Origin of the sequence: Loktanella salsilacus (assembly GCF_900114485.1) — a bacterium.
In the GTDB taxonomy this organism is placed as follows: Bacteria; Pseudomonadota; Alphaproteobacteria; order Rhodobacterales; family Rhodobacteraceae; genus Loktanella; species Loktanella salsilacus.
The window spans coordinates 103,452-129,145 of sequence record NZ_FOTF01000002.1 but is presented as its reverse complement, the minus strand read 5'-3'; the positions used below and the strand labels follow the sequence as shown (position 1 = coordinate 129,145).

Genomic DNA, 25,694 nt, shown 5'->3' with positions numbered 1-25,694 from the left:
TTTGCCCAACTAGAGTGCGCGCATGGTGTCCTACAGTCGAACCTTGGCAATGCGGTTGATCCGCTGGACCACGCCAAGAGGCGGGTTCGATACGGCATTCAAATTCGTATTTTTTATGCTTGTGATCCATGCTGTGTCCATGACGACCGAATACCTTCTGGTCGGTAAAATCGGGCTACCCCCCCTAACGCGCTTTGCCTTGTCCTTCTTGACCGCTGCGCCCTTTGTCGCGCTGACCCTCTTCGCGGTGCACCGATCCTATGTCCTGCATCTGCGACTGGCGGCGCTGGCCAGCACCGATATGTTGACGGGGCTCAAAAATAGACGCGCCTTTGTATCGCTAACAGAGGATCATTTTCGATCGGGGGATCAAGGCTATGTCATGATCGCTGACGCGGATCACTTCAAAGACATCAATGATACCTATGGGCATGCGGTCGGGGATCTGTGCCTGCAGGCTGTCGCGGATCGCCTGCGCGGTGTGATCAACCCCGATGACATTGTTGCCCGGATCGGAGGAGAGGAGTTCGGCATATATGTGCGCTGCGACCCCGCTGCGATCAGGGCCTTGGGGATCGCCGTTTGTAGCCCTATTTGTGTCACCCACGATCCGGCGCAATTGCCAGTGTGCCTCACGCTGTCTATTGGCGCTGCGACGACCATCCCGGGTGAGACATTGGAACGCGCGATGCGGCGCGCTGACGAAGCGCTTTACCAAGCGAAACTAGGCGGTCGCGGGGCGTTGGTGACATGGGCCGGGCCGCCCAAACTTCCGCAGGACGACCCGGTTCAATCACGCACCTCTTTTAGCCCGGTAGTCGGCTAAAGCGTTCCTTTTGGATCGCTGACCAAAAGACATCCATACGATACCCGTCTTCGGTCTGCGCATCGGCGGTCACGACACCTTGTTCAAAGAGCCATGCCCGCGCCTTGCCGTCAGCAAAGCCCAGATTCAACACCTCTGCGGTGCGCGGGTCTTTGGTCTTTTCGGTGATCGCCTCAAGCAGCGCCTCGATCCCTTCGCCTGTTATGGCAGAGGTGGCAAAGATATCCTCGGTCCGCGCCGACTGGGTCATCATGCCTTCGCGCTCTTCTTGCGACAGGCGGTCGACCTTGTTCCAGACTTCCAGCATCGGCGCAGTATCAGACACACCCAGCGTCGACAAAATCGCCATGACGTCGTCGGCCTGCTCTTGGCTTTGCGGATGGCTGATGTCGCGGACATGCACGATCAGATCAGCGTCGAGCACTTCTTCCAGCGTCGCGCGGAAGGCGGCGACCAGTTCCGTCGGCAGATCAGAGATGAAACCAACAGTGTCGGACAGGATGATCTTTTCGCCGTGGGGCAATTCGATCTGCCGCATTGTCGGGTCCAGCGTCGCGAACAGCATGTCCTTGGCGAACACCTCTGCCCCGGTCACCCGATTGAACAGCGTGGATTTGCCAGCGTTGGTATAGCCGACCAATGCGACGATGGGATAAGGCACTTTAGCCCGCGCGGCGCGGTGCAAGGCGCGGGTTTTCACGACCTTGGCTAGCTGCGCCTTTAGGCTTTGCAGTTGCAAATCAATGGCACGGCGGTCGGCCTCGATCTGCGTCTCGCCGGGGCCGCCGACGAAACCAAGCCCACCGCGCTGGCGTTCAAGGTGGGTCCAGGCCCGGACAAGGCGCGTGCGCTGATAGGACAGCGCGGCCATTTCGACCTGCAACACGCCTTCGGCCGTGCGGGCACGGTCCGAGAAGATTTCAAGGATCAATCCGGTCCGGTCCAGCAGCTTAACGCCCCACGCCTTTTCCAGATTGCGCTGCTGCACCGGCGTGACGTGACCGTCCACCAGCACCAATTCAGCTTCCTCAGCCTTCATCCGCTCTTTCAGCTCTGCGATTTTGCCTTTGCCGAACAGCATACCGGGATGCAGTTTGGGCAGGCGCACGACTTCGGCCCCCACGACCACAAGGTCGGGAAGCGCGGCAGCCAGTGAAATTGCTTCTTCAAGAGCAGGTTCGGCATCCCTGCGATCCCGGTCTGTTTTCAGATCGGGATGCAGTACAAAAGCCCGTGTGACGGGCCGTTCGCGTTCGAACAATTATTCCTCGCCTTCATACAGGCTAATGGGCTGGGCCGGCATGATCGTCGAGATCGCCGATTTGTAAACCAGTTGGGACTGACCGTCACGGCGGAGCAGCACGCAAAAGCTGTCAAACCATGTGATGACGCCCTGCAATTTGACACCGTTCACCAAGAAAATGGTCACGGGGACCTTTGTCTTGCGGACGTGGTTCAGAAACGCATCTTGCAGATTGGCTTTATCGGACGCCATGAAAGTTCACCCTGTCTTATTCTTGCAGCCGCGGACCGGCTGGTTCATTGCGCCTGATTATGTCTTTTCAGGTGGTGATGTTCCACCCCAAAAAGTGAACAGTCTATTTACGCCAAATCTCTGGGTTAAAAAGGGCAACAATCGCCAAAGTTTCCAGCCGCCCCAGCACCATCGCGCCGGCCAAAATCGCCTTGGCCATATTGGGCAGACCGCTATAGCTGATCGGCGCTTCGGCGGCGACAACAGCCAGCGGTCCAGTGGTGGACAGGGACGCAACCGTCAGCACCATAGATGTTTCAAATTGCACGCCTGTTAAGGACATCAGGATCATCGTGCCCGCCACGGACAGGGCGAACAACATGAAGAATATCCATGAAATATAAGCACCTTGGCGGCGGATCATCCGCGCCTCGCGCCCGCCGCCAGCAACGGATGACGGGTGCAAAAGGCGCTCTAGTTCTCGTTCGGAATGGCGGGCCAAGGCGTAAACGCGTAGCAATTTAACGCCGCCCGCCGTTGTGGCCGCGCCGCCACCGATCAAAGAGAGGCCGACCAAAAACAGGCCCGGAGTCTCTAGCCCGGACCAGCGCGTCGCGCCGTCCCAGTAATGCGATTCGAAACCGGTCGTAGTCAGGAACGATGTGACCGTGAAAATACTGCCCCAGATGGACGCGAAAAGCCCACCAATATTCGACGGGCCGCCGTCGTCAATCGTGCCAAGATAATGGCGGGTAAATAGAATCAGCGTTGTGCCCAGGATCAACCCAATGGCCAGCCGCATTTCAGGATCGCGCATCAGGCGCGCGTCGCTGTCGCCAAACATGCCGCGCGAAAACGTCAGCCGAGAGATCGCGAAGATGAAGAAGGCAAAGATCACCACCTCGCCCCAGAATCCAGCGACGGCATAATACAGGCCGCCAATGGGCGATATGCCAGAGGTCGAAAGTACCGACATCGCATGACACAGCGCGATATAGGGCACTTCCCCCGCGATGATCAGCAGCACCCAAAGCACGAAAGTCAGCGCGACATAGATCGGTACCAAAGTTGCACCGTAACGGAATAGGCGGTCTTGGACCTGCGCGGTCTGCTTGATTTGGCTATAGCCGCCAGCGGATAAACTGCCGATGCCGCCAGCGGCGCGCACCTCGAATCCGCCAAGGTTCATCGGGGCAAAGATGGCGGCGGCCATGATCCAGACCAGCAGCCCGCCCATCCAGCCAACCGTCGCACGCCACAGGTGCAGCGATGGCTGTAAGCGGCCTGCATTCTCGTACAGGGTCGCGCCGGTGGTGGTGAAACTGCTGACCATTTCGAACCACGAATCAAAGAACGTCAGGCTGCGCCCCGCCTCTTGGAACGGAACGGCAAACATCACGGGCAGCAGGCCAAAGGCCAGCAGCAGCGTCAAAAGCTGACTGCGCGCGGCGGATCGCGGCTGGGTGCCAGCGGTGGCAAGGCCGATCAACACGGTCAGCGCAAAGAACAGGATCGCCCCGTAAAAGAACGCGCGCATGGATACGAAATCGCGCAGCGCCAGCGCATGGATCGCAGGAACCAGCATCGCCAGCGCGCCGATTCCCATCAGCAGCACAAAGAAAGGCAGAGTTTTCAGCCGCTGCATCAGAAAAAGTCGATCGACACCTGAAGCAGGCGCTCGATCTCTGGCACGTCGTCGGCCATGGCGAAAATGACGATGATGTCGCCTTCTTCGATCCGCGTCTCTCCGGTCGGTTTCACGAGGCCGGACGGTTTCAGCAAGCCGCCAACAAGCGCGCCTTCGGGAAAGGCCACGTCGCGGATTTTCTGCCCGGCCATGGGCGATGTGCCCAGCACCTGCGCCTCTAGCATCTCTGCCTCGGCGTCGCCGATGGAATAGACGCCGCGCACCCGGCCGTGGCGGACGTGGCGCAGAATGGACGACACGGTGGTGGATCGCGGGTTGATATAGGCGTCGATATCCAGCGGGCCCATCAGCGGCACCAACGTCGGATCGTTCACCAAACAGATCGACATTTTGCAGCCCATTTCCTTGGCGCGGACAGAGGCGAGCAGGTTCGTCTTGTCGTCATCCGTGACCGCAAGCACCGCATCGGCAGAGGTGATCCCCGCCTCGTCCAGCAGCGCGGAATCAAGGCCGTCGCCGTTCAAAACGATGGTGCGGTCCAGCGCGTCGGCAGCGGATTCGGCCACGATGCGGGATTTTTCGATCATCCGCACGCGCAGGCGTTCCGGGCGGGACTCCAGCGCCAGCGCCACGGCGCGGCCCACATTGCCGCCACCGATGATGACGATACGCTCTTGTTTCGTTTGGGTTTTTCCGAAGATTTCCAGCGTGCGGTTCATGTCGTCACGGTGGACAAAGATATAGGCGTCGTCGCCCGCGAACAGCTGATCCTTTGCCGTCGGCACCCACAACACGCCATCGCGGCGGATGCCGACGACGACCGCGCGCAGGGTGGAAAACAGGTCCGTCAGCTGGCGCAGCGGTGTGTTAATCACCGGGCAATCAGCACCCAGCGTGATGCCCATCAAGGTGCCCTGCCCGTCAAGAAAGCTTTCGGTGTCAAAGGCAGCAGGCGAGGCAAGACGCTGCAAGGCCGCCTCGGCCACCTCACGCTCTGGGCTGATGACGACGTCAATCGGCAGATGATCGCGGCGGTACAGGTCCGAGTAGATCGCATCAAGATAGCTTTGCGCCCGCAGGCGGGCGATCTTGCGACGGATGTTGAACACCGAATGCGCCACCTGACAGGTGACCATATTCACCTCGTCAGAGTGGGTCGCGGCGATGATCATATCAGCGTCGCGTGCCCCGGCCCGTTCAAGGATGTCGGGATAGCTGGCAAAACCGGAAATGCCTTGCACATCAAGGGTATCCGTGGCGCGGCGCACCAATTCGGGGTTGTTATCAACGACGGTGACGTCGTTGCGTTCACCCGCCAGATGGCGCGCAATCTGCCAGCCGACCTGCCCTGCACCACAGATAATGACCTTCATGCGCGCCTATCCTTTGAAACCGTTCCCCTCGTGACAGAGCCGCGCGGGGTCGTCAATTCAGCTGTCTTCTTCGACGTAGGCGACGCGCGCACCCGCCTTATTCGCCGTGGCGACGCCCAGCGATTTCAGCTTGCGGTGCAGCGCACTGCGTTCCATCCCGACAAAGGACGCGGTGCGGCTGATATTGCCACCAAAGCGGTTGATCTGCGTCAGCAGGTATTCGCGCTCGAACAGCTCTCTCGCCTCGCGCAGGGGCAGCGTGGCAAGGCCGCCAGACAGCACGATGCGGCCGTCGCCCGCGGGGGTATCTTCGGACGATGGCAGTTCGCGCGCGCTAATCGGATCGGTGGATTCGCCAAGGATTAGAACACGTTCCACGACGTTCTTCAGCTGGCGCACGTTGCCGGGCCACAGCATCGTTTGCAGCAATGCGCGGGCGTCATCGGCTAGGCTGCGCAGCGGCAGGCCTTGGGTCCGGTTCAGCATCTCGATGAAATGCTCGGCCAGCACGGGGATATCCTCGCGCCGTTCTTCTAAGCTGGGCACGGGGATGGGCACGACGTTCAGGCGGTGAAACAGCTCTTGGCGAAAGCGGCCTGCCTCGATCTCGACCGCCAGATCACGGTTGGTGGAGGACACAAAGCGCAGATCGACCTGCACCTTTTCCGTGCCGCCAACGCGCTGAAAGGACTGATCGACCAGCACGCGCAGCATTTTGGCCTGCGTGCCTAGCGGCATTTCGGCGACTTCGTCCAGATAGATCACGCCGCCATGCGCCTGTTCCAGCAGCCCTTTTTCCACGCCGCGGCCCGGTGTTTCGCGGCCAAAAAGCGTCTCTTCCATCCGGTCCGGTTCGACGCTGGCAGAGTTAATCGTGACGAAAGGCGCATTGGCGCGGGCGGAATGGGCGTGGATATAGCGCGCGGCGATTTCCTTGCCTGCGCCCGCCGGGCCAGACAGCATCACGCGGCCATTGGATTTTGTGACCTTATCCAGCTGCGCCTTGAGCCCGCGGAACGCGGCGCTATCGCCCAGCATTTCGGTGGGGGCAGCGTCGCCCCGCTTAAGCTCGACGTTCTCGCGGCGCAGGCGGCTGGTTTCCATCGCGCGCCGGATCACGACCATCAACTGGTCAATATTGAACGGCTTTTCGATAAAGTCATAGGCGCCCTGCTTGATCGCCGCGACAGCGATTTCGATATTGCCGTGGCCAGAAATGATAACAATCGGAATATCCGGGTGGTCGCGCTTGACGGATTTCAGGATGTCGATCCCGTCCATCGCACTGTCTTTAAGCCAGATATCTAGGATCATCAGCGCGGGCTTTTGCTTTGCAATCGCGCTCATGCATTGTTCAGAGTTCGCGGCCAGCCGGGTTTCAAAGCCCTCATCTTGCAAGATGTCGCCAATCAGCTCGCGGATGTCACGCTCGTCGTCGGTGATCAGGATATCGCTCATACTACAAACCTCATGCTGGTATTTTTGTGGCCGCCGCGCCCACAGGGGGAAGCGGCAGCAGGATAACGGCGCAGGCACCGTGGCGCCCGCTATCGTCAAAAGGAACGGCATCCGTCAGGGACAGGGTGCCGCCGTGTTCTTCGATGATCTTGCGCACGATCGGCAGGCCAAGGCCGGTGCCTTTATCGCGCGTGGTGACATAGGGCTCAAACAGGCGCGCGCGGTCTTCTGGCAGGCCAATCCCATTATCGGAAATCGTGATGCGCGCTTGAAGGGGAGTTTGCGTCAATTCAACGCGTATTTGAGGCGCGACCTCGGCTCCGGTGTCTTGCAGCGTCTCAATCGCCTCGCCTGCGTTCTTAATCAGGTTGTTCAGCGCCTGCCCGATCATCGTATCGTCCATATCGGCCAGCACTGGATCGTCTGGCAGATCGACGCTAATCGCAACCCCCGGCTGCCCGGCCTCTTGCAAGGTGACCGCGTCACGGATCAGGCGGGTCAGATCGCTTTGCGCCAATTGCGGTTCTGGCATACGGGCGAATTTGCTGAATTCATCGACGATACGCCGCAGGTCATTGGTCTGGCGCACGATCACATCGGTCATCTGCTCCAGCTTGTCGCTTTCCTTCACCTCGCCAGAGAATTTGCGCTTGATCCGTTCCGCCGACAGCTGGATTGGCGTCAGCGGGTTCTTAATCTCGTGGGCGATGCGGCGGGCGACGTCGCCCCAAGCGGCCATGCGCTGCGCACTGACCAGATCGGTGACATCGTCAAAGGCCACAACATAGCCATCCAGCGTGCCATCTGTCCCGGTGCGCGGGGCCATGCGCACCAGCAAGCTTTCCTGAGAACCGCCGCGCACAAGGTTAATCTGTTCCTGCACCACAGCCCGGCCTTCACGGCGCAGGCGTTCAAACAGCGGGCCGAATTCGGGCACGGCCACAGACAACTCTGTCGCGGCCGCCTCGCCCTGTGCCACAGACAAAAGCCGCGTGGCGGACGGGTTCATAAACGCCACGCGCCCCACCGCATCAAGGCCAACAACGCCAGAGGTGACAGAGCTAAGAACGGAATCAAACAACCGGTTGCTTTCCATCAGATCATCGCGCTGCCCCTTCAGGCGGCTGGTCATCTGGTTGAAATAATGGCCCAATTGGCTGATTTCGTCGTTGCCGTCATCCTCGATCACGCGCACATCCAGATCGCCCGCACCTACGCGCTGCGACGCCGTCACCAATCGCCCCACGGGACGCGACAGGCGTTCAGCGAATTGCAGGCCCATCCATGTGGCCGCAAGGATCAGGATCAGCGCAAAACCAAGGTACAGAAAACCGAACTGGAACAGCAGCTGGCCACGATCGCGCTCTAATTGCTCGTACAGCGCCACCGTTTCTTCGGTATCGTCCAGCAACGATAGGATCTGCCCATCGACACCGCGCGTGACGTAAAGATAGCGGTCCTGAAACGATCCCATCGCGATCAAGGCGCGAAATTCGTTATTCGCGCCGTCCTCGATCACTTTCACGCCGGTCTCAGTCGCGGCGGCGAAATCTTCGGGGGTTGGGCGTTCGTAGTTGAAATCATAGGACTTGCCCCCGCGAGTCATGATCTCTCCCGCGCCGTTGAGAAAGAAAACCTCGGTCAGGCCGCGGTCCAGCTGGTTTTGCACGGCGGCAATCGCTTGGCGCACATCGCCGTCGTCCATAAAGAAATTGGTCTGTCGTTCTAGATTAAGATAGGCCGCTAAGGCATTGCCATCACGCAACAATTCGCTGCGCTCTTGGTTATCATAGGCCTGCGCCGTGGTCAGCGATGTGCCCAGCACATTCTGCACCCGCTCTGAAAACCAGCCTTCAAAGCCAAGGTTGATAGAGAGCACAGCAAAGACCGCGACCAGCACCGTCGGGATCAACGCCAGCGCAACGAAGACGCCCGTCAGCCGCAAATGCAGCCGAGAGCCCGCAGATTTATTGCGCCGCGCTACGATCATCGACGTGACGCGCTGGATCACCATCCCCGCGACTAAGATAATGTAGACAAGATCGGCCAGCAAAATCAGCCGCAACACCGGCGACGACGCACCCTGTTCCAGCGGTCCGCCTAGCACGACAAACGTCAAAATGGTCAAGGCAGGGCCCAGTACGACAAGACCAACGGTCGTCGCATTCTGAACGGCACGCTTGCGCCGCCAACGGGCAAGCCGTTGGAAATTCATACCCAAAAGGGAACGCTCCACGCGCTTCGCCCTGTCACCATGGCAGGTTTAACCCCGCCGTTACCGCCATATTGTGTGGTCCTGCCGGAACAATGTCGTTCCGGGGCCACGATTATGTTGCGGTTTTACATCAATTTGCGGCGCCGTGTCACGCGAATATCGAGGTCGGTGATCTTCTTTCTGAGGGTATTACGGTTAATCCCCAGCAAATCGGCACATTTCGCCTGATTTCCGCCTGTGGCGTCCAAGGCGATCTCGATCAGCGGGGCCTCAATTTCCCGAAGGATGCGATTATATAGGCCAGGCGGTGGCAGGGTCCCGCCGTGCAGGTCGAAATAACGCTGCAAATGACGGCCCACGGACACCGATAGCTTTTCGCCCTCGGCCCCGCCGCGCATCGGCTCCATCGCGGGCTGATTGCCCAAAACGGCGTCGACTTCGGCGCGGGTGATCTCATCCGCGGCAGCAGTGAACACAAGGCGGCGCACGGTGTTTTCCAACTGCCGTACATTGCCGGGCCAGCTATAGGCGCGGACCATGTCCATCGCGCCGGGCGACAGGCGGCGCAGGGGGGCACCGTCACGCTCAGCTGCGCCAAGGAAGTGGTCAGCCAGCAGCGGAATGTCGTCGACCCGCTCGCGCAACGCGGGCACGGCAATGGTCACGCCGGACAGGCGATAGAACAGGTCGTCGCGAAACCCGCCCTCTTCGATCAAGGCGCTTAGGTTGCCTTGGGACGTCGCCATAATGCGCGGCGCGTTATCGCCCAGTGTATCCAGCAGCCGCACGATCCGCGCCTGCGCGCCGGCGTCGAAATCGCCGACTTCGTCGAACAAAATCGTGCCGCCCTTGGCCCGCGACAAGATCATGCTGGGACCGTCCGCGCCCGCCAGATCGCTGGATGTCGCCGTCACGAACGGCAAGGATCGGCGGTCAGAGAAGTCATGCACGGCGCGGGCAATTAGCGATTTTCCGGTGCCGGATTCGCCGGTGATCAGCACAGGCAGCGCGGTGTTCATGACCCGCGCAACAAGGCGGTATAGCGTCTGCATCGCCGGCGTGCGCCCCACCAGTGGCAAATCAGACGTCGCATCAGAGCGTTCAATCTGGCGCGGCGTCGCATTGGCGTGGCGCTTGACCTCTAGCGCGCGGGCGGCGCGTTTCATCAGGTCGGGCAGATCGAACGGCTTGGGCAAGTAGTCGTAGGCGTCCGCCTCTGCCGCTTGGATCGCCGTCATGATCGTATTCTGCGCCGAGATCACGATGACGGGCAGGCCGGGCCGCGCCTTGGCGATCAGGGGCAACTGTTCCAGACCATTGCCGTCGGGCATGATGACGTCGGAAATGACCAGATCGCCCTTCCCTTCGTCCACCCAGCGCATCAGCGTCACAAGGCTGGACGTCGCGTGCACCTTGCACCCCGCCCGCGTCAGCGCCTGCGTCAGCACCGTGCGGATCGTGCGGTCATCGTCCGCAACCAGAACCGTTCCATCCATCAGTTTTCTCCGTCGTCGTTTGAGTCTGCCAGCGGCAAGGACAGGCGAAACACGGTGCGGCCGGGGCCAGAGTCTACCGTGATCCAGCCGCCGCCGTCGTGCATCAGTTTGCTGACCAGCGCGAGGCCCAGTCCGGTGCCGTTTTCACGGCCCGACACGAAGGGCTCGAATACATCTGCCGCGATATCGGGCGGCAGGCCGGGGCCGTCGTCGATCACCTCGATCTGCAATGGCAGGCGGGCTTGGGTGCCATCGGCCTGCATCACGCGCAAGGATGCGTCGTAAAAGGTACGCAGGCGGATGGTGCCGCCGGGGCCGCCTGCCTCTGCTGCGTTTTTGATCAGGTTTTGAAAGACTTGCTGCAACTGGTCCGCATCGGCCAGCGCACGGGGCAATGACGGATCGTAATCCGTCAGGAACATCATATGCGCGCCAAACCCGACCGAGGCCGACTGCCGCGCGCGGTCCAGCGTGTCGTGGATGTTGATTGATTTGCGCAAGGCGGGGCGCAGGTTGCCGAACTGTTCGACCTGCTCCAGCAGCTTCACAATGCGGCGCGATTCCGCGACGATCAGGTCGGTCAGCTCTTGGTCCTGCGGCTCTAGCCCCATCGACAGCAGCTGCGCCGCACCGGTGATGCCAGCAAGGGGGTTCTTGATCTCATGCGCCAGCATTTCGGCCATACCGATGGCGGACCGCGCGGCCTTGCCGGACATGGCGTTCTGGTTCAGGCGGCTGACGATCTGTTGCGGGCTGATCATCATGATCGTGACGCCGTTCTGGCCCGTCAGCGGCGCGAATTGAATGTTGCAATGCAGCGGCGCGCGCATGCCCGATCCGACATCAACGTCGTTGATAAAGAGGGACGTGCGCTGTTCGCGGGCCCGCTCGAAGGGGATTTCCAAGGGCGCGTCGATCAGGACCTTTTCCCAGACGACCTCGCCCACCAGCGTTTTGGCGGACAGGTTCAGAAAGCTTTCTGCCGCTGGATTGGACTGCAAGATGACGTCATTGGCGTCCAGCAAAAGGGCTGGAACAGGCAGCGACGTCCAAAGGGCTTCGTCTTCGATCATGCGGCCACCTGTGCGGGCTGGATCAGGGCATCTGGAAGCAAAGCCAAGACCTTAGCCGGATCAGTTAATGTTAAAACCGCACCGCGCAAATCGCGCGGGGTATGCGCCACGTCCATATACCATCCTAGATGTTTGCGTGCGACGCGGCTGCCAAGTTCATTGCCGTAGAACATCAACATCGCCTCGTAATGATCTGAAACCATGTCACAAAATGCCTTGCCTGTCGGCACGTCGGGCGCGGGTGTGCCGTATAGATCGCTGCAAATCTGCGCGAGCACCCAAGGCCGCCCCTGCGCGCCGCGCCCGATCATGACGCCGTCTGCGCCGGATTGGTCCATCGCCGCCCGCGCCGTGGCGCTGTCCGTGATGTCGCCGTTGGCAATGACCGGGATCGTGACCGCATCGCGTACCCGGCGGATAGCAGCCCAATCGGCGTCGCCTTTGTAGAATTGGCAGCGCGTGCGGCCGTGGATCGTGACCAGCGCGATGCCCGCATCTTGTGCGCGGCGCGCGACGTCGGGGGCGTTCAAGCTGTCGTCGTCCCAGCCAAGGCGCGTTTTCAGCGTCACGGGAATATCGACAGCGTTCACCACCGCCTCGATCAAACTGAGCGCGTGGTCCGGCGTGCGCAGCAAGGCTGAGCCGGACAAGCCGCCCGTCACCTTTTTCGCGGGGCAACCCATGTTGATGTCGATCACAGCAGCGCCGTTATCGGCGACCATGCGCGCGGCCTCTGCCATCCAATAGGCGTCGCGGCCGGCCAGCTGCACCGCGGTGGCGCTTTGGTCAAAGCCCAGTTCGGCCCGGTCGCGGACCGACGGTTTTGCCTGCACCATGTCCTGCGATGCAATCATTTCCGACACCACCCAGCCCGCGCCAAAGCTGGCGACCAACTGCCGAAATGGCAGGTCGGTAATCCCCGCCAGCGGCGCGAGGGCCACCGGTGGATCGGGCAAGAAAGAGGGTACTGCTGTCAAATTCATCTTTTGCCTAAAGGCTGTGCGTCTGCGTTCTGATTTAGACGCTGCGGCGCAGGGTGACAACGCGGCGCGGCCGAAACGCCCGACTTTCGCAGGCATTCGCCTAAAAAATAGGCGGCAGTCTAGTGATTGCGCAGCGTTTGGCTGATCGTTAGTCACAGGACGTGCCATTTCAGCCAAAACAGGAGCCGACCTTGCCAAGCACCACCGCAATCATCGTGGCTGCCGGACGCGGCATACGGGCCGGAGGCGCCGCGCCGAAGCAATGGCAAAGCCTTGGCGGTCAGACCGTTCTGCACCGCACCGTCGCAGCCTTTGCGCGGCACCCAAAGATTGACCAGATCGTGCTTGTCCTGCACCCGGACGAGCTGGACCGATGGACAGACGACAGCATGACCATCGTCGCAGGCGGCGCGACGCGGCAGGCGTCGGTCATGGCGGGGCTGACGGCGGTGACCAGTGACCATGTCCTTATACATGACGCCGCGCGCCCGCTGATCAGTGCCGCTGTGATTGACCGGGTTTGCGCCGCGCTTGATGGCGCGCCGGGCGCTGCCCCCGCGTTGCCCGTCACCGATGCGCTGTGGCGCGGCGATAGCCATGTGACCGGCGTGCAGGACCGCGAGGGGCTGTTTCGCGCGCAGACGCCGCAAGGGTTTCACACCAACGCCATCCGCGCCGCCCACGCGGGCCACACCATGCCCGCCGCCGACGACGTCGCCGTGGCCCGCGCCGCAGGGCTGGACGTTGCCATCGTGGCGGGGGATGAGGATAATCTGAAAATCACGCACCGCGAGGACTTTGCGCGGGCCGAAAAACTGCTGAGGGAACCGATGGATATCAGGCTGGGCAATGGCTACGACGTGCACCGCTTTGGGCCGGGGGATCATGTGATGCTGTGCGGTGTGGCCCTGCCGCATGGACGGGGGCTACAGGGACACTCTGACGCTGACGTGGGCATGCATGCGGTGACGGATGCGATTTACGGCGCGCTGGCGCAGGGCGATATTGGCGTGCACTTTCCGCCGTCCGATCCGCAGTGGAAAGGCGCTGAAAGCCAGATCTTTCTGCGCCACGCCGTGCAGTTGGCCGCCGAAATGGGCTTTGCGATTTCCAACATCGACTGCACACTGGTGTGCGAATATCCCAAGGTCGGCCCGCATCAGGCGGCCATGAGAGCCGCGATGGCTGACATCATGGGGCTGGAGGCCGGGCGCATCAGCGTCAAGGCGACGACGTCGGAACGGCTTGGGTTTACAGGACGCGAGGAAGGCATCGCTGCCATCGCGACCGCAGCATTGGTGGCAAAATGACACGACTGATCGCGACCGTCTTTTATATCGGCTACCTGCGCCCCGCGCCGGGGACATGGGGATCACTGGCCGCCCTGCCCCTTGGGTTGCTGCTTATGATCCTCGGCGGGCCGTGGCTGTTAATCATTGGCACCGCCGCGCTGTTTGGCCTTGGCTGGTGGGCGACCATGCATGAAACCCGCAGGTCAGGAAACGAGGACCCGTCCGAGATCGTCGTCGACGAAGTCGTCGGCCAGTGGATCGCCCTTTGGCCACTGGCGATCGGTGCGGCCAACGTCGGCGCATCCTATACGGCGCTGTGGCCGGGCTGGGTCGTGGCGTTCGCGTTGTTCCGCCTGTTCGACATTAAGAAGTGGGGCCCGGTGGGCTGGGCTGACCGCCGCGGCGATCCGCTGGGTGTGATGCTGGACGATGTGATCGCGGGCGTCTTTGCCGCCATCGGCGTCGTGCTGTTTGCTGGAATTTATCACGGGATCATTTTGCAATGACGGGTGCAGCGCAGCTTTTGGACCTCGCCCGCGCACGCGGGATCAAGATCGCCTTGGCCGAAAGCTGCACAGGCGGGATGATCGCGGCGGCGCTGACAGAGATTGCAGGCTCTTCCGACGTGTTTGATCGCGGCTGGGTCACCTATTCCAACAGCGCCAAGATGCAGATGCTAGGCATCTTGCAGGACACGCTGGACGACTTCGGTGCCGTATCAGAAGAGATTGCCCGCGAGATGGCGCAGGGCGCGTTCGATCAATCCGACGCGCAGATCGCCCTGTCCGTGACGGGCATCGCAGGCCCCGGCGGATCAGAGCATAAGCCCGAAGGCCGGGTCTGCTTTGGCATCGCGACAGGCGACGGCGTGCATATGGAAACGGTAGAGTTTGGCGCCCTTGGCCGCGGCCAAGTGCGGGCTGCGGCCGTGGCCCATGGGCTGGGTTTGCTGACCGCTGGCGTCGTTCAATTTTCGATTGATAATTAGGCACAGCCCTCAAAAACAGCACATTTGGCAGGCGCTTTGCGCATTGCCTTAAAAAGTCGCGCATCTAAACGCATCTGCCTCTTTCCTTAGCGCTGCCGTGTCCGTCATTGCGGCCGGAACCAAGTTGGAGGGGTTTGAGATGAATGCTGCGGATACCGCCTGGATTATGGTCGCGACTGCACTTGTGCTGTTCATGACGCTGCCGGGACTAGCCTTGTTCTATGGTGGCCTTGTGCGCGCCCGCAACGTGCTTAGCGTGTTCATGCACTGCTATGCCATCGCCTGTTTGATGAGCGTGCTGTGGTTCGTGGCAGGCTATTCCATCGCCTTTGGCGGTGATGGCCCCTACTGGGGCGGCTTGGACAAGCTGTTCCTGAACGGCGTCACGTTGGACAGCCTGACCGGGACGCTGCCGGAAATCCTGTTCTTTGCCTTCCAGATGACATTCGCGATCATCACCCCCGCGCTGATTGTCGGTGCTTATGTCGAGCGGATCGGCTTTGGCTTTGTGCTGCTGTTTTCCGCGCTGTGGATGCTGATCTGTTATGCGCCAGTGGTGCATTGGGTCTGGGGCGGCGGGTTCCTGGCCGATGGCGGCATCTTTGGAGAGGTCGGCGTGCGCGACTTTGCGGGCGGGATTGTGGTGCATGCAACCGCAGGTCTGGCGGCCTTCATTCTTGCGATTTTCCTTGGCGCACGGCGCGACAAGGCCAAGCCGCCGCATAACCCCGGCATGGTGATGATTGGGGCTGCGATGCTGTGGGTCGGCTGGTTCGGCTTTAACGGTGGCAGCCAACTGGCCGCTGATGCGGGCGCTGCCATGGCGATCACCGTGACGCACCTGTCCGCCGCCGCCGCGTCCCTGACCTGGGCCCTGTGGGAGCGGATCAAGTTCGGCCGTGCGTCCATGGTTGGCCTTGTCACCGGCACCATCGCGGGCCTTGCCAGCGTCACCCCGGCGGCCGGCTTCATCACCCCGATTGAGGCGCTGATCATCGGCGCTGTCGCCGGTGTGCTGTGCCAAGAGGTCGTGAACTTTGTGCGCGGGAAACTGGTTGTCGACGACACGCTGGACGTTTTCGCAGTGCACGGCGTCGGCGGTATCTTTGGCACGATCATGATCGCGGCCTTTGGCGCAGGCACGTGGACGGCGCAGTTGGGATCGCTGGCGATCGTTGGGATCTGGACGACCGTCGTGACCGTCGCGCTGATCTATATCTGCCGCGCGATCACCCATCTGCGGGTGGACGACGAGACAGAGACAACAGGCCTCGACCTTGCTGTGCATGGCGAGCGGGCCTACGATCTGAACTCTTAAACGACAGTGTCCGCAAATCTAGGGGCCGCCAAATTGGCGGCCCCTTTTGCGTCTTGGCCTGAATTTAGGCGGGCGTGCCGTAAAGCGTGGCGGCGCGCTTTTCAAAGGCTTTCACGATGGTCTGCATGGCTTGGTTAAAGAACATGCCCGCCGCACCTTGCAGAATCCGATTCTTGAATTCGAAATCGACGTGAAAGTGGACTTTGCAGCCGCCAGCGGCGTCTTCAAATGTCCAGCGGCTGTTTAGATGTTTGAAAGGACCGTCGATATAGGCTGTGTCGATCTGCTGTTTCGCAGGCCACAGCGTGACCTTGCTGCCGAACGTTTCGCGGAACACTTTGAACGACACGACAAGATCGGCCAGCAATATCGTGTGATCGCCCTGATCATCGCTGGATCGCAGGCGCGCAGCCGCCGTCCAAGGCAAAAACTTGGGGTAATTTTCAACGTCCGCCACAAGGGCATACATCTGATCAGCGGTATAAGGCAGAACGCGGGTTTCGTCGTGGACGGGCATAGATGACTTTCACGGTGTGACTTCACCCTGTGATGTCGTAAAAGGTGCGCAGAAATCAACCCTTGCCTACAGGTATTGCATGTCTCGTCCCTATGTTATCGACCAGATGATCAGCGCCAAATCCATCGCCGCCCGGATCGAGGCGTTGGCGCACGACATTCACGCCGCCTTTGAAGGCACGGACAAACTGGTGGTCGTCGGCCTGCTGCGCGGGTCTTTTGTTTTCATCGCCGACCTTGTGCGCGAACTTGATCTGCCCGTCGAAGTCGACTTCATCGAGGCGTCATCCTACGGCGACGGCATGGAAAGCAGCCGAGAGGTGCGAATCCTGAAGGACCTGCGCGGCACCATTGAAGGCCGCGATGTGCTGATCGTCGAAGATATCGTCGACACCGGGCACACGCTGTCCCACGTCACCGATTATTTGCGCTCGCGCCACCCGGCGCGGCTGAAAACCATTGCCCTGCTGGATAAACCCGCCCGCCGCGAAGTCGATTTCCGCGCCGATTGGACCGGATTTGAAATCCCCGACGCCTTTGTCGTGGGCTATGGCATCGACTTTGCGCAGCGCAATCGCAACCTGCCCTACATCGGTCAGGTGCGGTTCACGGACGAGGCATGAACCCGCGCTGGCTGCTGAACGCCAGCCGCTGGGCGCGCAATCCGCCCTCGGCGGGGCGCGTCTGGCTGGTACTGGGCGTGGTTGCGATCTGCCTTGCGCTGGCGGGGGCCGAATGGCTGATTGGCGCTGATGTTGAAATGCAGCGCCAAAACCTGCGGCCGTTCACGACAAATTAAGTGAAAATATGAAATGACGGCGGCATGACACATCATGCCACATTCCGCATCGCCTCCACCCACACCGCTGCGCGGGTGCCGATCATTGACGAAATCCTGTCCACGGTCCGGCGGCATTTAGATATGCCGCTGGCCTATTTGGCGGTCTTTGATTCGGGGGATGTGGTTTACCGCGCCGTATCCACGGATCGCCGCGCCCCGTATTTCGAGGCGGGGGACCGCCGTCCGGCCAAGGGCAGCTACTGCCTTGCTGTGCGTGATGGCCGCCTGCCGCAAATGCTCGCCGACACGCGTATGAATCCCGTTGCGATGTCGCTGCCTGCGACGGTGATGTTGCCCGTGGGGGCTTATGTCGCGGTACCGCTACTTATGGCCGATGGTACAGCCTACGGCGTATTCTGCTGCATGTCCCACGATCCAATGCCCAATCTTAGCGAACGTGACCTGGCAATCGTCACGAACTTCGCCCAGCTTTTGGCTGATGCGATCGGGTCCGGCGTCAAGGCGGATCAAGATGGCCGTGATATGCGCCAACAGATCGAAGACGTGATCATTGATCGCGATTTTACGCTTCTGCTGCAACCTATCGTGGCCCTGCACAGCAATGCCGTTGTCGGGGCAGAGGCATTGTGCCGCTTTCGCCCTACCCCGTACCGCAACCCTGATACATGGTTCGCGGATGCCCGCAAAATTGGCATGCAACGCGAATTGGAACGTGCCGTGATCCTCAAAACGCTCGACAGGCTAGAGGATCTGCCGCGGGCCTTGACCCTCTCCATCAACGTATCGCCGGATATGATGATCCACGGCAACCTGCCCGCGATGATTGATGGCCCCAATAGCGACCGGATCGTGCTGGAACTGACAGAGCATAATTATTTTGACAGCATGACCGATCTACAGACCCAGATTAAACACCTGCGGCGCATGGGGGCGAAAATCGCTGTCGATGATCTAAGTGCGGCGCATTCCAGCCTAAGCACCGTGCTGCAAATCAAACCGGATTTCGTGAAATTGGATAGCGAATTGGTACGCGGCATCCATATGGACCCCGCCAGTCAGGCGCTGACCGCAGGCATTGTCCACTTTGCCAAGGCAATTAATGCCGACGTCATCGCCGAAGGGGTAGAGCGGGTGCAAGAGGCTGAAAGTCTGCACAAACTTGGGGTGAAATTCGGCCAAGGCTATTTCCTAGGCCGCCCCGGCGGCATGAATGCCCTGCAAGCGCGGATGTATCAGATTTGACCCGGGCCAATTTGGTCCGGGACTGCGACCATCCCGGCCGCAGTCCCGTCCGGTCAGCCCAGTTTCGCCAGACGCGCGGCCCGCAGCCGGGCAAAGTCATCGCCCGCATGGTAAGACGACCGCGTCAGCGGGGACGCCGAAACCATCAAGAACCCTTTGCCAAAGGCGGCTTTTTCATAGCCAGCGAATTCCTCTGGCGTGACGAACCGGTCGACGCGGTGATGCTTTGGCGTCGGCTGCAAGTACTGACCGATGGTCAGGAAATCGATGTCCGCGGCGCGCATGTCTTCCATGACTTGCAGAACCGCTTGGCGATCTTCGCCCAGTCCGACCATGATACCCGATTTGGTGAACATCGTTGGATCAAGCTCTTTCACCCGCTGCAGCAGGCGCAGCGAATGGAAGTACCGCGCGCCGGGGCGCACCTCAGGATACAGGCCCGGCACGGTTTCAAGGTTGTGGTTGAACACGTCCGGCTTGGCCGCCACCACGATTTCAAGCACTGACGGATCGCAGCGGATGAAATCTGGGGTCAAAATCTCGATTGTGGTCTGCTGCGCTTGGCGGCGAATGGCGCGGATCGTTTGGGCAAAATGCTCTGCCCCGCCGTCTTCGACATCGTCGCGGTCGACGGAGGTGATGACAACGTGGTTCAGGCCCAGCTTTTTCACCGCATCGGCAACGCGGCCTGGCTCGAACACGTCCAACGCCTCTGGCGGTTTACCGGTCGCGATGTTGCAGAAGGTGCAAGCGCGGGTGCAGACTTCGCCCATGATCATCATGGTCGCGTGGCCTTGGCTCCAGCATTCGCCGACATTGGGGCAACCTGCCTCTTCGCAGACTGTCGTCAGCTTATGTTCGCGCATGATATCGCGCGTCTGGCGATACCCTTCAGAGTTCGGGGCTCTGACCCTGATCCAATCAGGTTTCTTCGGCTGGGCCGCGTCGGGACGCTTGGCCTTTTCCGGGTGGCGCTGGGCAGGAATTTTCAGATCGCGCATGGGCTGCGGGCCTTTTATCTGTGATTGGCAATTACCTAAGGGTCCGCGGGGCAAAAGTCCATTGCCTGCCCCGCAGGTCCGCCATGCGTATTGCCGCAGGATATCAACCGATGCGCGGCGCGAACTTGCCCATGGTTTGTTCATAGTGGCGCACCAAACGCTGGAGCGAGATGCGCAGCACGATCTTGCCCGACCGCGCCGACCAGCCAAGCCGCTTTTCGGTGATTTCCAGCCCTTCAAGCAGGCAGCAGCACCGCAAGGCGGCGTCTTGCAAACCCAGTCCCAGATCATCCAGCGCAGCAATCACGCGGTCGCGGGCGGATTGGGTCGCGGGATGGACCGGGGCCGCACCGGTCAGCGCGCCGCGCCAGTCCTCTGCGACATCGGGGCCGGGCTGGGACAGGACGAAATCTTCGCGCAGCCGCTCTCCGACGCGGACCAAATCGCGGTGCAAGAACGGTTTGCCATCCTTGCCCCGGCGGCGCGACAGCCCGATCAGCGGCGTCTCCGTCGCAATAAAGCGGGCGGCGGCAGCGGCTGCCTCTGGCCGGGTCCAGTCGTTATCGCCGCCCAGATCGGTAAAGCCGCTGGCACGGTTTTCTTCGGCCGCGGTCAGGCGGCGCAGTTCGGTGCGGCCAAGCCCGGTGATGTGATAGCGGGCGATCCGCGCCTCTGGATCGGGGCAACTGACCCAGTTTTGCAAGGCGATCGCTTGGGCAATCTCTGCCTCGACCACAGCAGTGCGCAGCGTGCCGCCTGCGCCGTCCTCTCTGACGATCACCGCACTATCCATATCGCGGGCCACGGCCATGATCGCACGGGGTTCGCACAGCCGGCGCAGCACATGCAGCGCTTCGCGGTTCAGGCGGCTTTGGGACACGCAAGCGGCGGCGGCGGGTATGGAAACAGGCACGTAGTGCAGCATGGCAGAGCTTTCTGTAGCGTCAGGTGTAGAAGAGGTAAGCGAGAGCGCACGCAGCGCCGCGTCGATCAGCGGATCATCGCGCCGCGCTTCGCAGCTGCGCACTTGGCGCAGGATCGTCGAAGGGTGCACATCGCGCTGCCGGGCCAAGGCCCGGATCGACGTGCCGTCGACCGTATGGGCCAGATAATGCCGGACCGGGTCCGGAACCCACGCCGGATAATCCGGTGTGTGAATTTGTTTAAGCATTGTCATATCGGCCAGTCCCCCTGGTCCCTGCAGAACCCACGTGTGCCACCTTGCAGAAAGGGATACAGACTAGATAAATTAAGGACGTTATCTTAACTGATAGTTAATGTTATCAACTTGGTAACACTCTTCCAAAAAATGATTAACGAATGAGAGCAGGACCGTCCGGAGAGTCCGCACGGCCCGCAACACCCTTTTAGGTTGTGCCACCAAGTGTGCATGACGTCGGGATGCCCCCGGCAAAAGGGACATGACATGCAGGACATTCAATCACAGATCAGACAGCTAAAGCGGCCAGGCCTATTGGTGCAGGCGGCGCGATTCGGGCTTGATGGATTTCGGCGCAGCCGGGATTTGGCGCGCTTGCTGCCGGACGCTGCACATGTCAGCTGCGGCGCGGCGTTGATGGCCTTATTAGAGGCAGAGCGCGAAGAGAACGACGCCCGCACCGCCCACAGCGCGCATTACGCGCTGATCCGCCATATTCAGTTGCTGACGGCCATCATGGCAGAGGCGCGCGATTTTGAAATTAGCGCGCGCCCCCGCAGTGTGACGTAGACCTCATCGTTTAAGTGCCGCGATGGCCTACATAAAGCTATCTGGCATCGACGCTTTTTTGTCCGCCACATAGGCCCGCAGCCGCGCCTCGATCTCTGGGTCTAGGGGCGGCTGGACATAGGTGTCGACCATCTTTTTGACCCGTATGCTGGCAAGGGCTTGGGTATCGCGCGCACCCTCTTCGTCCCATGTCTCGAACGGTTTGTAGTCGAACAGATCAGACCGCCAGAACGCGGACTTAAAGTTCGCCTGCGTGTGCGCGCAGCCAAGGAAGTGGCCGCCGGGCCCGACCTCTGCAATGGCGTCCATCGCTTGACCGGTTTCCGACATATCAACACCGCGGGCAAAGTGATGCAGCGTGCCCAGCTGATCTGCGTCCATCACGAACTTTTCAAAGCTGGCAACAAGGCCGCCTTCCAGCCAGCCGCAAGCGTGCAGCATAAAGTTCACGCCGGATAGCAGGCCCATCTGCAGGCTGTTCGATGTCTCGTAAGCTGCCTGCGCATCGGGAAGCTTTGATCCGCAGAACGATCCGGCACTGCGATACGGCAGGCCCAACCGGCGGGCCAACTGCCCTGCCCCGTATGTGATATGCGCAGCCTCTGGTGTGCCGAAGGTGGGCGCGCCAGAGTTCATGTCGATCGAGGTCACAAATGCGCCAAAGATCACCGGGGCACCGGGACGCACGAGCTGGGAATAGGCAACGCCCGCCAGCACTTCGGCCATGACCTGCGTCAGCGTGCCCGCAACGCTGACCGGCGCCATCGCGCCGCCGACGATGAAGGGGCTGATGATGCTGGCCTGATTATGCTCTGCAAAAATCTCGAGCGCGCCCATCATGATCGAATCGAACGTCATCGGAGAGTTGATGTTGATCAGCGACGTCAGCACCGTGTTGTCGCGCACGAAGTCCTTGCCGAACAAAATCTCGCACATCTCGACGCTGTCTTTGGCGCGGCTGGGTTCGGTGACAGAGCCCATAAAAGGCTTATCTGACAGCACCATATGGGCCAGCAGCATATCAAGGTGGCGTTTGTTCACCGGAATATCCGTCGGCTCGCAGACGGTACCGCCGGAATGGTGCAGCCACTTGGACATATAGCCAAGTTTTACGAACTTTTCGAAGTCGGCCATGGTGGCATAGCGGCGGCCACCTTCGGCATCGCGCACAAAGGGCGGGCCGTAGACCGGGGCCAGAACAAGGTTCTTGCCGCCAATCACGACGTTCCGCTCTGGATTGCGGGCGTGCTGGGTGTATTGGCTGGGGGCCGTGCTGCACAGTTTCCGGGCAAGGCCGCGCGGAATACGCACACGCTCGCCTTCGATTTCTGCGCCAGCCGCACGCCAGCGGTCCAGCGCGGCAGGGTTATCAACGAAATTGACACCAATCTCGGCCAGAATCGTCTCTGCGTTGCGCTCGATCACGTCCAGCGCCTCTTCGGTCAGCACCTCGTAGTTCGGGATGTTGCGTTCGATATACTTAGCGGTTTCCACACTGACGGCGGTCCGTTCCGCACGCCGTGCGGCCCCGCCGCCCCCGCGTGCCCTGCGTACTGTTGTTGCTGCCTCGGTCATATCCGCACCTTTCCCGCTGATCTTGCGCCTGTGATACGACGAGTTTCAGCGGGCAGAGAAGCGACAAACGCCACCCTTGGGGCGAAAGCGACATTGCAGCGTTGCGAAATCCGACTTATTCAGCAGCATGGATATACAAGACCACGAACGCCTGCTGATCATCGACTTCGGCTCTCAGGTTACGCAATTGATTGCGCGGCGCCTGCGGGAATTGAACGTCTATTGCGAAATTCATCCCTACCAAAAGGTCACTGACGCCTTTCTGGCAGAGTTTGCGCCCAAGGCAGTGATTCTGTCTGGTGGCCCGGACAGCGTGACCCGCGAAGGATCGCCGCGTGCGCCTGATAGCGTGTTTACCATGGGCGTGCCGATTTTGGGCATCTGCTATGGCCAGCAGACCATGATGACCCAATTGGGCGGCAAGGTTGAACGCGGTCACGGCACTGCCGAATTCGGCCGCGCCTATGTCACGCCCAAGGGCGAGCTTGACCTGCTGCGCGGTTGGTTCCTGACCGAGCGCGAGCAAGTCTGGATGAGCCACGGCGACCACGTGTCCGCCATCGCGCCCGGCTTTGAAGTATACGGCACCTCGCCCAACGCGCCTTTTGCCGTCACCGCTGACGCGTCGCGCCATTTCTATGCCGTGCAGTTCCACCCCGAAGTGCACCACACGCCCAACGGCGCGAAACTGTATGAAAACTTCGTCCGTATCGCCGGTTTCAAGGGCGATTGGACGATGGGCGCCTACCGCGAGCAAGCGATTGAGGCGATCCGCGCGCAAGTTGGCGACAAGAAAGTCATCTGCGGTCTGTCCGGCGGCGTCGATTCGTCCGTGGCGGCTGTCCTGATTCACGAAGCCATTGGCGACCAGCTGACCTGCGTTTTCGTGGATCACGGCCTGCTGCGGCAGGGCGAGGCGGACGAAGTCGTTAAGATGTTCCGTGATGAGTATGCAATCCCGCTGATCCACGCGGACGAGCAGGAATTGTTCTTGGGCGAATTGGACGGCCAGTCCGACCCGGAAACCAAGCGCAAAATCATTGGCCGCTTGTTCATCGACGTGTTCCAGAAATACGCGAACGAGATCGAAGGCGCGGAATTCCTCGCTCAGGGGACGCTGTACCCCGATGTGATCGAATCGGTCAGCTTTTCCGGCGGCCCGTCTGTCACGATCAAAAGCCACCATAACGTTGGCGGCCTGCCTGAAAAGATGGGCCTGAAACTGGTGGAGCCGCTGCGCGAACTGTTCAAGGACGAAGTCCGCGCGCTGGGCACCGAACTGGGCCTGCCGCCCAGCTTTATCGGGCGCCACCCCTTCCCCGGTCCCGGTCTTGCGATTCGTTGCCCCGGTGAAATCACCCGCGAAAAGCTGGAAATCCTGCGCAAAGCGGACGCGGTCTATATCGACCAGATCCGCCGCCACGGATTGTACGACGAGATTTGGCAGGCCTTCGTGGCGATTCTGCCGGTTCGTACCGTTGGCGTGATGGGCGACGGGCGCACCTATGACTTTGCCTGCGCCCTGCGCGCGGTCACGTCTGTCGACGGTATGACGGCGGATTATTATCCGTTCACCCACGAATTCCTTGGCGAGACCGCAACGCGGATCATCAACGAAGTGCAGGGTATTAACCGTGTGACCTATGACATCACATCCAAACCTCCGGGCACCATCGAGTGGGAATGATCACAGCAGCCTCGGCCCGCGTGGCCGGGGCATCCCTATGACGCCGACCCTGCGCGCCTGTCTGTGGATGATAGGTGCGATCTTCTCGTTTACCTCGATGGCCATCGCTGGCCGTCAGGTAAGCTTTGCCCTCGATACCTTTGAAATCATGACATATCGCAGCCTTCTGGGCATCGCGATTGTCTGCTCTATTGCCTATGCGACGGGCACGTGGCGACAGATCAACACGCAGCAACTCGGGCTGCATGCCGTACGCAACTTGTCGCATTTCATTGGCCAGAACCTGTGGTTTTTCGCGCTGACGATGATCCCGCTGGCGCAGGTCTTTGCGCTGGAATTCACCACGCCGATTTGGGTGCTGCTGTTGTCGCCGCTTGTCCTGGGCGAACGGTTAACCCGCGTCGGCCTGATTGCCGCGCTGATCGGCTTTATCGGCGTATTGATCGTCACCCGCCCCGGCAGCGCGCCGATCTCTGCGGGCCTGATCGCCGGTGCGCTCTGCGCCATCGGCTTTGCGTTTTCCGCGATTTTAACGCGCAGGCTGACCCGCACCCAGACGATCACCTGCATCCTATTCTATCTGACGGTAATGCAGGCGGTGTTTGGTCTGATCTGCGCTGGATACGATGGTGACATCGCCCTGCCGACCGCTGCCACGCTGCCGTGGCTGGTCGTGATCGGATGCGCTGGCCTGTTCGGCCACTTTTGCCTGACCACCGCGCTGTCGCTGGCCCCCGCCAGCATCGTCATGCCCATCGACTTTGCGCGCCTGCCGACCGTCGCGATCCTTGGCGCGCTGATCTATGGCGAACAGCTGGATCCCTTTATCTTCTTGGGGGCCGCGCTGATCTTTGGCGGCAATTACCTGAACATCACCAAAGGCCAATCCCGCCGCGCCTAGGGCCTGCTCACGACAAAGATGGCACATCGCACCGCGATCCGCGGTTTGACGCCGCGTCATTAATTGACCGTTCAATTCTGTGTGTACAACGTGTGGA

The 25,694-nt window shown here is 60.8% G+C and carries 24 protein-coding genes; 11 read left to right on the top strand and 13 right to left on the bottom strand.

Annotation, left to right across the window (positions count from 1 at the left end):
* Positions 1–22: 22 nt before the first annotated feature.
* Positions 23–826 carry a GGDEF domain-containing protein gene (locus BM131_RS02145; RefSeq protein ID WP_090184963.1) on the top strand — a complete coding sequence of 268 codons (804 nt, stop codon included), beginning with the start codon at positions 23–25 and terminating at the stop codon, positions 824–826.
* Here the strand turns inward: BM131_RS02145 and hflX are convergent.
* The 9 genes from hflX to dusB all read right to left on the bottom strand — a co-directional run bounded on the left by hflX (position 807) and on the right by dusB (position 12,546).
* Positions 807–2,087, bottom strand: coding sequence for a GTPase HflX (gene hflX / locus BM131_RS02140; RefSeq protein WP_090184960.1), 1,281 nt, complete (start codon positions 2,085–2,087; stop codon positions 807–809). The two genes, BM131_RS02145 and hflX, sit on opposite strands and share 20 nt — an antisense overlap.
* Positions 2,088–2,321, bottom strand: coding sequence for an RNA chaperone Hfq (gene hfq / locus BM131_RS02135; protein WP_072899168.1), 234 nt, complete (start codon positions 2,319–2,321; stop codon positions 2,088–2,090). It lies immediately after the preceding gene.
* Positions 2,322–2,424: 103 nt separating this feature from the next.
* Positions 2,425–3,945, bottom strand: a complete 1,521-nt coding sequence (locus BM131_RS02130; protein ID WP_090184957.1) for a TrkH family potassium uptake protein — start codon at positions 3,943–3,945, stop codon at positions 2,425–2,427.
* Positions 3,945–5,321 (bottom strand): Trk system potassium transporter TrkA, encoded by a 1,377-nt coding sequence (gene trkA / locus BM131_RS02125; protein ID WP_090184954.1) that lies wholly within the window; start codon positions 5,319–5,321, stop codon positions 3,945–3,947. Before trkA ends, BM131_RS02130 begins: the two co-directional genes overlap by 1 nt.
* A gap of 57 nt (positions 5,322–5,378) precedes the next feature.
* Complete coding sequence (gene ntrX / locus BM131_RS02120) at positions 5,379–6,779, bottom strand: nitrogen assimilation response regulator NtrX (RefSeq protein WP_090184951.1); 1,401 nt, start codon at positions 6,777–6,779, stop codon at positions 5,379–5,381.
* A gap of 10 nt (positions 6,780–6,789) precedes the next feature.
* Positions 6,790–8,994, bottom strand: coding sequence for a sensor histidine kinase NtrY-like (locus BM131_RS02115; protein ID WP_090184948.1), 2,205 nt, complete (start codon positions 8,992–8,994; stop codon positions 6,790–6,792).
* Positions 8,995–9,119: 125 nt separating this feature from the next.
* Positions 9,120–10,490, bottom strand: coding sequence for a response regulator (locus BM131_RS02110; protein WP_175499127.1), 1,371 nt, complete (start codon positions 10,488–10,490; stop codon positions 9,120–9,122).
* Complete coding sequence (locus tag BM131_RS02105) at positions 10,490–11,563, bottom strand: two-component system sensor histidine kinase NtrB (RefSeq protein WP_090184941.1); 1,074 nt, start codon at positions 11,561–11,563, stop codon at positions 10,490–10,492. Before BM131_RS02105 ends, BM131_RS02110 begins: the two co-directional genes overlap by 1 nt.
* The gene (gene dusB / locus BM131_RS02100; protein ID WP_090184938.1) at positions 11,560–12,546 is read right to left on the bottom strand and encodes a tRNA dihydrouridine synthase DusB; all 987 of its coding nucleotides are present in this window, start codon (positions 12,544–12,546) and stop codon (positions 11,560–11,562) included. Before dusB ends, BM131_RS02105 begins: the two co-directional genes overlap by 4 nt.
* Positions 12,547–12,737: 191 nt before the next feature.
* On the opposite strand from dusB, the gene BM131_RS02095 reads away from it, so the two are divergent.
* The 4 genes from BM131_RS02095 to BM131_RS02080 all read left to right on the top strand — a co-directional run bounded on the left by BM131_RS02095 (position 12,738) and on the right by BM131_RS02080 (position 16,144).
* Positions 12,738–13,856 carry a bifunctional 2-C-methyl-D-erythritol 4-phosphate cytidylyltransferase/2-C-methyl-D-erythritol 2,4-cyclodiphosphate synthase gene (locus BM131_RS02095; RefSeq protein ID WP_245754108.1) on the top strand — a complete coding sequence of 373 codons (1,119 nt, stop codon included), beginning with the start codon at positions 12,738–12,740 and terminating at the stop codon, positions 13,854–13,856.
* Positions 13,853–14,344, top strand: coding sequence for a phosphatidylglycerophosphatase A family protein (locus BM131_RS02090; protein WP_090184935.1), 492 nt, complete (start codon positions 13,853–13,855; stop codon positions 14,342–14,344). Before BM131_RS02095 ends, BM131_RS02090 begins: the two co-directional genes overlap by 4 nt.
* Positions 14,341–14,826 (top strand): CinA family protein, encoded by a 486-nt coding sequence (locus tag BM131_RS02085; RefSeq protein WP_090184932.1) that lies wholly within the window; start codon positions 14,341–14,343, stop codon positions 14,824–14,826. The genes BM131_RS02090 and BM131_RS02085 overlap by 4 nt, the downstream gene beginning before the upstream one ends.
* 139 nt (positions 14,827–14,965) lie before the next feature.
* On the top strand, positions 14,966–16,144 hold the full coding sequence (locus BM131_RS02080) for an ammonium transporter (RefSeq protein WP_090184929.1): 1,179 nt from the start codon (positions 14,966–14,968) through the stop codon (positions 16,142–16,144).
* 64 nt (positions 16,145–16,208) lie between these two features.
* Here BM131_RS02080 and BM131_RS02075 read toward each other — a convergent pair whose 3' ends face one another.
* Complete coding sequence (locus BM131_RS02075; protein WP_090184926.1) at positions 16,209–16,661, bottom strand: type II toxin-antitoxin system RatA family toxin; 453 nt, start codon at positions 16,659–16,661, stop codon at positions 16,209–16,211.
* Between the two features lie 79 nt (positions 16,662–16,740).
* Here BM131_RS02075 and hpt point away from each other — a divergent pair, with 79 nt between their 5' ends.
* From hpt to BM131_RS02060, 3 genes are read left to right on the top strand one after another with little or no spacing between them, the layout of a single operon-like run.
* Entirely contained in the window at positions 16,741–17,283 is a 543-nt protein-coding gene (gene hpt / locus BM131_RS02070) for a hypoxanthine phosphoribosyltransferase (RefSeq protein ID WP_090184923.1), read from the top strand.
* Positions 17,280–17,459 (top strand): hypothetical protein, encoded by a 180-nt coding sequence (locus tag BM131_RS02065; RefSeq protein ID WP_090184921.1) that lies wholly within the window; start codon positions 17,280–17,282, stop codon positions 17,457–17,459. Before hpt ends, BM131_RS02065 begins: the two co-directional genes overlap by 4 nt.
* A gap of 24 nt (positions 17,460–17,483) precedes the next feature.
* Positions 17,484–18,704, top strand: coding sequence for a sensor domain-containing phosphodiesterase (locus tag BM131_RS02060; RefSeq protein WP_090184919.1), 1,221 nt, complete (start codon positions 17,484–17,486; stop codon positions 18,702–18,704).
* A gap of 53 nt (positions 18,705–18,757) precedes the next feature.
* On the opposite strand, the gene lipA is transcribed toward BM131_RS02060, so the two are convergent.
* Together lipA and BM131_RS02050 are read right to left on the bottom strand one after the other, a co-directional pair.
* A complete protein-coding gene (gene lipA / locus BM131_RS02055; RefSeq protein WP_090184916.1) occupies positions 18,758–19,705 on the bottom strand; it encodes a lipoyl synthase in 948 nt (315 codons plus the stop codon).
* A gap of 103 nt (positions 19,706–19,808) precedes the next feature.
* Positions 19,809–20,882 (bottom strand): DUF6456 domain-containing protein, encoded by a 1,074-nt coding sequence (locus tag BM131_RS02050; protein WP_175499126.1) that lies wholly within the window; start codon positions 20,880–20,882, stop codon positions 19,809–19,811.
* 249 nt (positions 20,883–21,131) lie between these two features.
* Here BM131_RS02050 and BM131_RS02045 point away from each other — a divergent pair, with 249 nt between their 5' ends.
* The gene (locus BM131_RS02045) at positions 21,132–21,434 is read left to right on the top strand and encodes a DUF6477 family protein (RefSeq protein WP_090184914.1); all 303 of its coding nucleotides are present in this window, start codon (positions 21,132–21,134) and stop codon (positions 21,432–21,434) included.
* Positions 21,435–21,461: 27 nt separating this feature from the next.
* Here BM131_RS02045 and BM131_RS02040 read toward each other — a convergent pair whose 3' ends face one another.
* Positions 21,462–23,009 carry a trimethylamine methyltransferase family protein gene (locus tag BM131_RS02040; protein WP_090184911.1) on the bottom strand — a complete coding sequence of 516 codons (1,548 nt, stop codon included), beginning with the start codon at positions 23,007–23,009 and terminating at the stop codon, positions 21,462–21,464.
* A 127-nt stretch (positions 23,010–23,136) separates the two neighbouring features.
* On the opposite strand from BM131_RS02040, the gene guaA reads away from it, so the two are divergent.
* A complete protein-coding gene (guaA, locus tag BM131_RS02035) occupies positions 23,137–24,696 on the top strand; it encodes a glutamine-hydrolyzing GMP synthase (RefSeq protein WP_090184908.1) in 1,560 nt (519 codons plus the stop codon).
* Positions 24,697–24,733: 37 nt separating this feature from the next.
* Positions 24,734–25,597, top strand: a complete 864-nt coding sequence (locus BM131_RS02030; RefSeq protein ID WP_090184905.1) for a DMT family transporter — start codon at positions 24,734–24,736, stop codon at positions 25,595–25,597.
* The last annotated feature ends 97 nt before the right edge of the window (positions 25,598–25,694 follow it).

Bases quoted from the DNA above. Each gene is read 5' to 3' on its own strand.
- lipA (WP_090184916.1), bottom strand. From the start codon at position 19,705: ATGCGCGATCTGAAAATTCCTGCCCAGCGCCACCCGGAAAAGGCCAAG.
- BM131_RS02115 (WP_090184948.1), bottom strand. From the start codon at position 8,994: ATGAATTTCCAACGGCTTGCCCGTTGGCGGCGCAAGCGTGCCGTTCAG.
- ntrX (WP_090184951.1), bottom strand. From the start codon at position 6,779: ATGAGCGATATCCTGATCACCGACGACGAGCGTGACATCCGCGAGCTG.
- hfq (WP_072899168.1), bottom strand. From the start codon at position 2,321: ATGGCGTCCGATAAAGCCAATCTGCAAGATGCGTTTCTGAACCACGTC.
- BM131_RS02050 (WP_175499126.1), bottom strand. From the start codon at position 20,882: ATGACAATGCTTAAACAAATTCACACACCGGATTATCCGGCGTGGGTT.
- BM131_RS02040 (WP_090184911.1), bottom strand. From the start codon at position 23,009: ATGACCGAGGCAGCAACAACAGTACGCAGGGCACGCGGGGGCGGCGGG.
- BM131_RS02060 (WP_090184919.1), top strand. From the start codon at position 17,484: ATGACACATCATGCCACATTCCGCATCGCCTCCACCCACACCGCTGCG.
- BM131_RS02080 (WP_090184929.1), top strand. From the start codon at position 14,966: ATGAATGCTGCGGATACCGCCTGGATTATGGTCGCGACTGCACTTGTG.
- BM131_RS02075 (WP_090184926.1), bottom strand. From the start codon at position 16,661: ATGCCCGTCCACGACGAAACCCGCGTTCTGCCTTATACCGCTGATCAG.
- BM131_RS02065 (WP_090184921.1), top strand. From the start codon at position 17,280: ATGAACCCGCGCTGGCTGCTGAACGCCAGCCGCTGGGCGCGCAATCCG.
- guaA (WP_090184908.1), top strand. From the start codon at position 23,137: ATGGATATACAAGACCACGAACGCCTGCTGATCATCGACTTCGGCTCT.
- hpt (WP_090184923.1), top strand. From the start codon at position 16,741: ATGTCTCGTCCCTATGTTATCGACCAGATGATCAGCGCCAAATCCATC.
- dusB (WP_090184938.1), bottom strand. From the start codon at position 12,546: ATGAATTTGACAGCAGTACCCTCTTTCTTGCCCGATCCACCGGTGGCC.
- BM131_RS02030 (WP_090184905.1), top strand. From the start codon at position 24,734: ATGACGCCGACCCTGCGCGCCTGTCTGTGGATGATAGGTGCGATCTTC.
- BM131_RS02085 (WP_090184932.1), top strand. From the start codon at position 14,341: ATGACGGGTGCAGCGCAGCTTTTGGACCTCGCCCGCGCACGCGGGATC.
- BM131_RS02045 (WP_090184914.1), top strand. From the start codon at position 21,132: ATGCAGGACATTCAATCACAGATCAGACAGCTAAAGCGGCCAGGCCTA.
- BM131_RS02090 (WP_090184935.1), top strand. From the start codon at position 13,853: ATGACACGACTGATCGCGACCGTCTTTTATATCGGCTACCTGCGCCCC.
- BM131_RS02110 (WP_175499127.1), bottom strand. From the start codon at position 10,490: ATGGATGGAACGGTTCTGGTTGCGGACGATGACCGCACGATCCGCACG.
- BM131_RS02145 (WP_090184963.1), top strand. From the start codon at position 23: ATGGTGTCCTACAGTCGAACCTTGGCAATGCGGTTGATCCGCTGGACC.
- BM131_RS02105 (WP_090184941.1), bottom strand. From the start codon at position 11,563: ATGATCGAAGACGAAGCCCTTTGGACGTCGCTGCCTGTTCCAGCCCTT.
- BM131_RS02130 (WP_090184957.1), bottom strand. From the start codon at position 3,945: ATGCAGCGGCTGAAAACTCTGCCTTTCTTTGTGCTGCTGATGGGAATC.
- trkA (WP_090184954.1), bottom strand. From the start codon at position 5,321: ATGAAGGTCATTATCTGTGGTGCAGGGCAGGTCGGCTGGCAGATTGCG.